The sequence below is a fragment of the Candidatus Macondimonas diazotrophica genome, from assembly GCF_004684205.1.
GTDB classification, from domain to species: Bacteria; Pseudomonadota; Gammaproteobacteria; order UBA5335; family UBA5335; genus Macondimonas; species Macondimonas diazotrophica.
The window spans coordinates 1-8223 of record NZ_SRIO01000031.1 but is presented as its reverse complement, the minus strand read 5'-3'; the positions used below and the strand labels follow the sequence as shown (position 1 = coordinate 8223).

The window sequence follows — 8223 nt, the reverse complement described above, 5'->3', positions numbered from 1 at the left end:
CACGAGGAGATTCAGATCAGGACGAATGCTGTGATCGGACTCATCGAGGCTGAAATCTTTCATGTGTCCTGCCGGCTCAAAAGCCTTGGAGTCGAGACCGAAGAGACGGAGATCAAGCAGTGCGTATAGAGGATATCGATAAAGCCACGCAACTCAACGACCTTCTGAAGGAGGTTCAGGCTGTTGGCATGTCGATTCCTTATGATCATGAGTCGATGAGAGTAGGACTCATGATCGTCCAAGGCCAGACTGAGCCGGTGTACGTCACTATGAGCCAGATGCAGATAAGGAAGCACATACTCGAAGCCAGCCAGGACCTTCAGGAACAACTCGCAACCCTTGGAGCGAGGACCCACCAGCGATGAACATCGAACGCATGCTTATTCTCGCGGACCATCTGAAGACGGTTCCTCACACTGAAGCCTGGCCTCTGACAAGCGGACCTGCCCTTTCCGGGTTCAATATGGCCCACTACATCTGCGGAACGTCGGCCTGCATCGCGGGGTGGGCTTGTGAACTGTTCGGCCCCATTGAGAGGTACGTTTCAGACATATACGGATGGGCCAGTTTCAAGCTCGATCTTGACGAGAAAGCTGCGAAAGACCTGTTCCTGAACGACAATTCGTTTGTCTCCAAGGGTAAGGACCTAGCTTCCATTGAGCCCATGGAGGCCGTTGACGCGATCCTTCGAATGGCCCGGCAAGAGGTCGCTCGTCTCATCTGGATAGAGGATGTGTCGCCTTTTGGCGGACTTCACATCGTTATCGAAGACCTCAACATCGATGACGAGAGCATCCAGATGTGCCTCGACAGCGGAGGACTGAGTCCGGCTGAGCGTGGTGTTGCGCTCTACCTGCTTCGATTGGATGAAGCCGGTCGTCAAAGCCTCCTGGTCGAGGCGGGACAGGCGCAGTGGGGAGATTTCGATGGCTGATGCCCCCTACCGAGAAAGCTTCTGGAAGCTTGAAGACGGTCGGATGAAGCTTGTCGAGCGCGAGGACCAAGCTGACATATACGAGATTCATGTCGCCGACTGCAGAGTCCGGATCGAACGAAACAGTGATGGTCATTTCTCGCCGTCTCCATGGGAATTGCGTGCTGCGATGTCTCGGATGTTCGATCGTGGTCGGCGCCATCAGGCTCATGTGATCTCTGACGCCATCAGCTACAAGGCGGGGAGGCGGTAGGATGTCTTATAACTATATCCGACACTCAGAAGGCGGTAAGGCTATCAAGGCCTGGACCGGAGACATGTACGTCGAACCGGATGCGCTGAAGCAGCTCCATAATGTCGCGAGTCTGCCTTTCATTCACAAGCATGTCGCCGTCATGCCGGACGTGCATTTTGGTCGAGGAGCGACTATCGGATCAGTGATCCCGACGAAGGGCGCCATCGTCCCGGCAGCGGTCGGCGTCGATCTCGGTTGCGGAATGATGGCTTGTCAAACCAATCTAACAGCGTCCCAGCTTCCTGACGATCTCCGCCATGTACGAACCGCCATCGAAGCAATGGTCCCCCATGGACGAACGGCGAATGGCGACCCGAAGAACGACCAGGGTGCCTGGAATGACATCGACCGCATGCCACGCGGTGTCATCGAGCGGCTTCGAGGGCTCGACGAACGCTACGAGGATATCCGGTCCCGTCACCCCAGGATCGGTCATCGGGGAGTCGTCAATCACATGGGGACTCTCGGGACCGGAAACCACTTCATCGAACTCTGTCTCGACGAGAACGACTCCGTCTGGGTGATGCTTCACTCGGGTTCGCGGGGTCCAGGCAACCGGATCGGTTCCTACTTCATCGACAAGGCCAAGGAGGAGATGGAGCGGTATCACATTATGCCCTATCTCGCAGACAAGGACCTGTCCTACCTCGTCGAGTATACAGAACTGTTCGACGACTATGTCGAGGCTCTGATGTGGGCGCAGGATTACGCAGCCGCGAACCGAAAGGCGATGATGGAGGGAACTCTGGCAGCGATGAGAGCCTCCGGACTTCCTGACTTCCATCTCGTCAAGTTCGCGGTGAATTGCCACCACAATTACGCGTCAATCGAGCACCATTACGGAGAGAATGTCTGGGTCACCCGGAAGGGTGCCGTCCGGGCTCGTGAAGGCGATCTCGGAATCATTCCAGGCTCCATGGGCGCCAAATCCTTCATTGTTCGCGGCAAGGGGAACAAGGACAGCTTTTGTTCGTGCTCTCACGGAGCAGGGCGAAAGATGAGCCGGACCGAAGCCCGCAAGACAATCTCTCTGAGGGACCATGCTGAAGCCACTTCCGGCATCGAGTGTCGGGTGGATGAAGACGTCCTGGATGAGAGTCCTGCCGCCTACAAGGATATCGATGATGTCATGGCGGCTCAATCCGATTTGGTCGAAGTCGTTCACACACTCCGTCAGATCGTCAACGTGAAAGGTTAGACATGGAACCTGTTTCTCTAAGCATTGCTGTCCTGGCGCTGTGCCTCTCTATTATCGGCAACATCCTGATCCTTGTTTCGATTTCGGCGTACAGCGCCGCCATACGTCGTGAGCGGGAAACGAGAAAGGCGGGCTTCGACTTTATCTGCTCGAATCCTGACCAATTCAAAGCGTCTCGACGCGGAGGTCTGTGAAATGTCAGACATCCGCTCGATCAAAATGTACGAAATCTTCGGAGACGAGGACGATCTGAACACTCCCTGGCAGCGTGTCGAACTGGTCGAGCCCGACGTCTTCGTCCTTCCCGAACAGTCCGTCGAAGCCGCCAAGAAAGCACGCGGAGGGCCTTCGACCCGGATGCACCGGGCACCCGTTCCGCGACGCTGACAGAACAGGCCGTCCCCTCACCTCCCAACGCAGCCGGTTCTCGGGCACGGGCGTATCAAGGTGGCGATGAAGTGCGGTGGGACGACCGCTGACATACCGCCCGCCAATCGCCACAAACCCGAGGGCATGAGTCAGCGTCAAGGTGTTGCAGCACCTTGACGCTGATAGCCCAAGCCAAGAAAGGACATGATTCAGAGTATCATCGATTACTTCGTCGCAGAGTTTCACTCCAACGACTTCCTCGCCGCCGCCGTGGTCGCGGCGCCCTTGTCCATCCTGACCTTTGCTGCCCGAAGCCTTCCTTCGCAGATCTGGACGGCAATGAAGAGAACGGCCTCGATCGAGGTCCGTTTCAACTCCGACATGGACAACTACCAGATCATCCAGTCCTTCATTATGGAGAACATGGTCCGGCAATCCTTCTCCCGGACCTATCTCTATCAGTCCGACACCTATTGGGATCACCAGAAGAACGAGAACGTCGTCCGTCACCAGGGCCTGTCTGCAGGTTACGGAACGCACTACGGTCTCTACAAGGGCCGGCTCGTCTTCATTCACAGGACGCAGGAACAGTCGGACAACACCGCGAAGTTCAAGGAATACCTGACCATCACCTTCGTGACCCGGTCCCGCGACCTGGTTAAAATCTTCTCCGACGAGATCACTTCAAGGATCGAGCGCAGGGATGACTCCGACGTGATCTCCATGCGTGTGAATGACACGGATTACTGGAGGTCTCCGTCCAGCCTGCCAAAACGGGATTTGTCGACCGTAATCACCTCCGGGAATATCGGGGAGGAAATGGTCGCTCGGATCGAACAATTCGTTAAGGACGAGCCCCTCTATCGAAAGCGTGGTACGCCTTATCATGCCGGCATCATCCTCTCCGGTCCTCCCGGGACCGGAAAGTCGTCCCTGATCCACGCTGTCGCATCGGCGACTGACCGTTCGATCCTGTATCTCAACCTCGGCAGCCTGGAAGACGACAATGACCTGACCCAGCTGATGGGAACCTCGATCAACTGGAGGAGGTCCCTTCTCGTCATCGAGGACGCAGATGCAAGCAATGCCGACACATCCAGGCGCAAGGACGAGAAGAAGGACAAGTCTGGTGTCACCCTCTCGGCCCTGCTGAACGTCCTCGACGGTCTCCTGTCGCCTGACGGCCTGGTCTGCATCGCGACGACGAACCATCCGGAACGCCTTGATCCGGCGCTGCTGCGGACCGGGCGTTTCGACTGCCACTATGAGATCGGGCTACTCGACCTGGATGCCTTCGAACGGATGTGCGCCGTGTTCGATCACCCGGTGTCAGACGCCATGCGGTCCGCATATACGCCGATGACCGGCTCGGACATCCGCAAGATTCTTATGGAGTCCCAAGAGTACGCCAAAGAGGTCAGGCACAGCCTGTCCGGAGGAAACCATGTGGAAGGAGCTTGAAGGACGGCTTAGCCCAGGAGAAGGGCGACAGATTGGTATAGCACTTCTTGTTCTGTTCTGGCTGGTCGTGTACAAGATTGCCTGCTTTTCGGCGGTCTTATGAAAAGAAAACCCCGTTTCCTTTAATTACGGGTAACCACAGTTAAAGGAAACGGTTTTTATCAGGATTTCAGATCCTTGATGAAGAGAACGTCGAATTCTTCGTCCTCTTCCGTAGCTTCTCTGACGTACTTTCCGGTGACGACAGGGCAGGAGCATCTGTCAAGACGGTCTCTCCGCTCTGCGGCTTCCATGATCTCTCCGAGTAGGTTGTCCGAACACCCGGACCCATCATTCATCCCGAACTCTATCATGTCTCTGTCCCAGTCTTCTGGGACCACATGAACCAGTTGAACGGTGATTTCGACAACGACAGTTCTACTACGGACGACACAGCCTTTATGATGCTGTTCGCCGGTCCTGGCACCGCAATAGAGGCATTCCCCCCGAGCCCTGGAATATTCTTCGACAGGCCAATCGTCTCTATTCACAGAGAGCTTCCTTCCGTAAGGGAAAGAGTTAGGTCAACCTGTATAACTGACCGCTCGTAAGACTGCTCGGTGACAACCTTCAGGATAGGATAATCCCGATCCAGAAACCGGACCTTGTCTTCCAGCCGGAATCTTCCGATATCCTCCGGAACATCATATAAGGTCAGTTCCAGAACATCCCCAAACGCTCCAGCAAACATGCCGTAGGAAACGGAACCGGTGTGATCGACAACGTGAATCCGAACACCGTTTTCTTCCTTTATCACCACCGGTTCTCCATGTGCAATGCCTTCGCAATCGGGAAACGGGGCTTCCCTGCGTCTGTCAGACCCTGATAGCGCACGGTTGCCTGCTTGCCGATATAGTTCGAGGCATTTCTCAGGATCGTGTCGCAGACCTCTCTGGGCGCCTTGATCGTTGGAAAGAAGTCTTCGCCGGACTCGGTCCGGCAGTGCAGGGTCTTCGCAACCCCTGACCAGTTGCCTTCACCCGGCAAGACACCGAGAATCTCGAACTCGTCGTCGTCGAAGCGTTTCATCTTCAGCAGGTGAGGAGAACGCTTCCCGATCTGGTAGGGCGCGTCAATCCGGATCATCATGCCTTCGTATCCCTCGGACACATATTGGTCGTGCATGCCCCACAGGACGTCTTCGGTTGGGTTATCCACACGCCGTGTGCTCACAGGAACGCCGTAGACGAGCGAGAACTCATCCAGGGTGTCGAGCAGCCGCATGAAGCGTCCATGGAAGCCTGTGCGGCTCTCAGAGCCTTCGAAGACGCCGTCATAAACGTGATATTCCATGATTTTGGCTTCACGAATCTGTTCATCGGTCGGGTCCTGTTTCCGGCAGATCGACATCAAGCGCTGAAACTGGTCGCTGAGCGTGTGGGTGTAGAGTTCACCGTCCAGGACAGTAGCCGGACTGGCCGCGAAGATCGGGGCGAGTTCCAGCCAGATATGATCCACGGCGACGATCCTCTCGCCGGTGCGCGAGAACAGTCCGTCCTTCGTCGCGATGCAGCGCATGCCATCGAGCTTCGGCTGAACGAAGACAAGGGGAAGACTGTCTATCCTCTTGGGACTGAACGTCTTGGCGAGCATGGGCTCGAAAAAAGACGCACCAGACTTCGATATGTCTTCGTGGTAGCCCTCCTTTTTCTTCTTGGTCCACGCCGCCTCGGCCTCCTTGAAGGCCTGTCCGACAGCCGTGGTCGCGTTTGCCCGGCCTTCATTCTTCGGCTTCGCCTGTGTCCATTCGGACGCCACGATATTGGTACTTCCGACCACTCCTGTCAGAAATCTATACCGCCCGTTGAAGGAGTCGATCTCGACATCCCAGAACCTGGGTTTCCCTGTAGTGTCATACTTGTATAGCGTAGGGCACATGATCTGTCCTCGTCCTGTCACCAGAGAATGACCAGGAGAAAGGCAAGGAACACGATCTCGAACAGTCGAATGAGAGCTTTACCCATCAATCTGGTTCTCCTTTCCGTGGAAGGCTATAATATCCTTGCGATATGTCAATTATAAAAAGACCAGCTTGCATAGAAAGATCGTTTGACATGACATTTATGTGTGCTATGACGGGTGTACCGAACGCGGTTCACCCCCTCCGCCTTCGGTAATTGCGTGAAGGCACGGCGGCCTCCTCCCCTCGCAGGCCGTCGTGCCGACTTGCAGAAGTTTTGTGAAAGGACAGGAAATGGATCGGAAGTACATCGATAAGCGATGCGCCGTCCACCTCACCAAGACAAAGCATCCCCGGTACAATTGGCGAGTGTACTTCAGCGACCCAATAGACGGAAAACGCAAGGACAAGAACTTCAGGACAAAAGGGGATGCCGTCGACTGGATCGAAGGCGGTCTGCTTGAACTCGTGGAGAAAGCGGACAAAGGCGCCAAGGGGGAGTTCACATTCAGAAACGCACTCGTGTTCTACCGCGAGCAGGCTTCCATAGGCATCAACGGAAGGGCGCCTGTAGGTTCCTCCTACATAGGAAATCTTGAGCGGTACGAGCGTCTCCAGCTCGCGGATTGCCCTTTCCTTGATGACCCTATTGACGGCACATCCGAAGAAGACTGCTTTCGGTACATGCGAACGCTTAGGGAGAAGCAGACGGAAGTCGCGGCGAACGCGGCGAAATATATGAAGGCAGCGACCGAACTGGCAAAGCAGGAATTCCAGTGCTCTACCGATCCCCTTAAGGACGCCAGAACACCTCCCAAACGGTCGAAGACCAAGCGCGAGACGAACAAGCAGATATTGTCCAGAGCACAGGTGAGGGCGCTTCTGGATTATTTCAGGAACAAGCGTCTGGCGACAAAACGAGTAGCCTTTCAGAAGTCATTCCACAGGACGGAACTTTCGCTCTCCTTGGCGGCAATGACTGGCATGAGGATTGGCGAGATCGCAGCGCTTCGACTGGAGAATATAGATTTGAAGACCTGCTCGCTCGATGTCATCCACGCTTTCAAAGGTGAGGACGGGATTGGCAAACCAAAAACCGAAGCGGGCGTCAGGTCCATCCCGTTCGATCAGACACTGGCAGACCGGATATCCGAATATTGCGAGATGTGGAAAGTAAATTCCGGGCTTCTCCTCGCCCGAGACAGCGGGAAAGCGATTGATCGTCACAACATACAACGATCAATCAAGGCTGCGGTTGAGGAACTCGGTCTCCCGCCCACCGGCATGCACGGACTGCGGCACTATTACGTGTCGTGCCTTATCGCTGCCGGCGTGGACGCTAAAACGATCATCTACCGGACGGGGCACAAGGATTACGCCTTCACGGTCAGACTCTATGGTCATCTCATGATCGAACAGGATGAGAAGCCGTTCGTCGTTGTCGTCTAGCTTGCCCGGCGAATATTCCTTTCCATGAATTTGTCGATCTGACTGCGTGGGACGCGGCGTTTTTTCTTCACGACCACGCTCGGAAGGTCGTTCCGGTCCCACAGATTGGTGACCCATTTGGCATTCGCGTCCAGGATTCCCCATGCCTTGAAGTGCTCGACCGCCTGGTCGACATCAAAAAGCTGATCTTTGAGCATTATATACCCGAAAGTTTACCTGACTTTTGATACCAAAAGTCAGGTAAACCTGTCAAGGATCTACGTTCTTTTTACCGTTACACGTACATTTTAAAAAAGTAGTAGCAGGTTTCGGGGGGTTGTGTGGGGTTCACCCGTCTTCAAAAGAAAAGCCAAGCTTTCAAATATAGGTATCAATCCGATCCCTATATTTTTGTTCGTGGTTGTTTTTATTGAAGAAAAGTGGTGGGCGGTACTGGGATCGAACCAGTGGCCGCTACGATGTCAAGCAAGGGCTTGGGCGAGATAGCGTATGTTTCGCCCTTGTTTATAGGGAATTATTTCCCTCAGACGGAAATCCGTAACGGATTTGTAACGGGTTATGTTCCCTTTACTTTCCCA

General features: G+C 54.8%; 12 protein-coding genes. 8 read left to right on the top strand and 4 right to left on the bottom strand.

Annotated features, from left to right (window positions below):
* Nucleotides 1-119 precede the first annotated feature (119 nt).
* The 7 genes from E4680_RS13170 to E4680_RS13140 all read left to right on the top strand — a co-directional run bounded on the left by E4680_RS13170 (nucleotide 120) and on the right by E4680_RS13140 (nucleotide 4257).
* Nucleotides 120-365 carry a hypothetical protein gene (locus E4680_RS13170; protein WP_135282884.1) on the top strand — a complete coding sequence of 82 codons (246 nt, stop codon included), beginning with the start codon at nucleotides 120-122 and terminating at the stop codon, nucleotides 363-365.
* Entirely contained in the window at nucleotides 362-934 is a 573-nt protein-coding gene (locus E4680_RS13165; RefSeq protein WP_135282883.1) for a hypothetical protein, read from the top strand. Before E4680_RS13170 ends, E4680_RS13165 begins: the two co-directional genes overlap by 4 nt.
* On the top strand, nucleotides 927-1187 hold the full coding sequence (locus E4680_RS13160; protein ID WP_135282882.1) for a hypothetical protein: 261 nt from the start codon (nucleotides 927-929) through the stop codon (nucleotides 1185-1187). The genes E4680_RS13165 and E4680_RS13160 overlap by 8 nt, the downstream gene beginning before the upstream one ends.
* A gap of 64 nt (nucleotides 1188-1251) precedes the next feature.
* Nucleotides 1252-2427 carry an RtcB family protein gene (locus E4680_RS13155; protein WP_320410120.1) on the top strand — a complete coding sequence of 392 codons (1176 nt, stop codon included), beginning with the start codon at nucleotides 1252-1254 and terminating at the stop codon, nucleotides 2425-2427.
* A gap of 2 nt (nucleotides 2428-2429) precedes the next feature.
* Nucleotides 2430-2621 carry a hypothetical protein gene (locus E4680_RS13150; RefSeq protein WP_135282880.1) on the top strand — a complete coding sequence of 64 codons (192 nt, stop codon included), beginning with the start codon at nucleotides 2430-2432 and terminating at the stop codon, nucleotides 2619-2621.
* 1 nt (nucleotide 2622) lies between these two features.
* Entirely contained in the window at nucleotides 2623-2814 is a 192-nt protein-coding gene (locus E4680_RS13145) for a hypothetical protein (protein WP_135282879.1), read from the top strand.
* Between the two features lie 186 nt (nucleotides 2815-3000).
* Nucleotides 3001-4257: an AAA family ATPase gene (locus E4680_RS13140; RefSeq protein ID WP_135282878.1), complete on the top strand. Its 1257-nt coding sequence runs from the start codon at nucleotides 3001-3003 to the stop codon at nucleotides 4255-4257.
* 161 nt (nucleotides 4258-4418) lie between these two features.
* Here E4680_RS13140 and E4680_RS13135 read toward each other — a convergent pair whose 3' ends face one another.
* Genes E4680_RS13135 through E4680_RS13125 form a run of 3 tightly spaced genes read right to left on the bottom strand, consistent with a single transcriptional unit; the run spans nucleotide 4419 to nucleotide 6054 of the window.
* The gene (locus E4680_RS13135; protein ID WP_135282877.1) at nucleotides 4419-4787 is read right to left on the bottom strand and encodes a hypothetical protein; all 369 of its coding nucleotides are present in this window, start codon (nucleotides 4785-4787) and stop codon (nucleotides 4419-4421) included.
* Nucleotides 4784-5053, bottom strand: a complete 270-nt coding sequence (locus E4680_RS13130; protein ID WP_135282876.1) for a hypothetical protein — start codon at nucleotides 5051-5053, stop codon at nucleotides 4784-4786. Before E4680_RS13130 ends, E4680_RS13135 begins: the two co-directional genes overlap by 4 nt.
* Nucleotides 5050-6054, bottom strand: a complete 1005-nt coding sequence (locus E4680_RS13125; RefSeq protein ID WP_167792518.1) for an ATP-dependent DNA ligase — start codon at nucleotides 6052-6054, stop codon at nucleotides 5050-5052. Before E4680_RS13125 ends, E4680_RS13130 begins: the two co-directional genes overlap by 4 nt.
* A 436-nt stretch (nucleotides 6055-6490) precedes the next feature.
* On the opposite strand from E4680_RS13125, the gene E4680_RS13120 reads away from it, so the two are divergent.
* A complete protein-coding gene (locus tag E4680_RS13120; RefSeq protein ID WP_135282874.1) occupies nucleotides 6491-7645 on the top strand; it encodes a tyrosine-type recombinase/integrase in 1155 nt (384 codons plus the stop codon).
* Here E4680_RS13120 and E4680_RS13115 read toward each other — a convergent pair.
* Entirely contained in the window at nucleotides 7642-7842 is a 201-nt protein-coding gene (locus E4680_RS13115) for a MerR family transcriptional regulator (protein WP_135282873.1), read from the bottom strand. The two genes, E4680_RS13120 and E4680_RS13115, sit on opposite strands and share 4 nt — an antisense overlap.
* Nucleotides 7843-8223: the final 381 nt, after the last annotated feature.

What these genes read in the sequence shown, in the direction of transcription:
- E4680_RS13165 (WP_135282883.1), top strand. Translation starts at nt 362, where the DNA reads ATGAACATCGAACGCATGCTTATTCTCGCGGACCATCTGAAGACGGTT.
- E4680_RS13160 (WP_135282882.1), top strand. Translation starts at nt 927, where the DNA reads ATGGCTGATGCCCCCTACCGAGAAAGCTTCTGGAAGCTTGAAGACGGT.
- E4680_RS13155 (WP_320410120.1), top strand. Translation starts at nt 1,252, where the DNA reads ATGTACGTCGAACCGGATGCGCTGAAGCAGCTCCATAATGTCGCGAGT.
- E4680_RS13150 (WP_135282880.1), top strand. Translation starts at nt 2,430, where the DNA reads ATGGAACCTGTTTCTCTAAGCATTGCTGTCCTGGCGCTGTGCCTCTCT.
- E4680_RS13145 (WP_135282879.1), top strand. Translation starts at nt 2,623, where the DNA reads ATGTCAGACATCCGCTCGATCAAAATGTACGAAATCTTCGGAGACGAG.
- E4680_RS13140 (WP_135282878.1), top strand. Translation starts at nt 3,001, where the DNA reads ATGATTCAGAGTATCATCGATTACTTCGTCGCAGAGTTTCACTCCAAC.
- E4680_RS13120 (WP_135282874.1), top strand. Translation starts at nt 6,491, where the DNA reads ATGGATCGGAAGTACATCGATAAGCGATGCGCCGTCCACCTCACCAAG.
- E4680_RS13115 (WP_135282873.1), bottom strand. Translation starts at nt 7,842, where the DNA reads ATGCTCAAAGATCAGCTTTTTGATGTCGACCAGGCGGTCGAGCACTTC.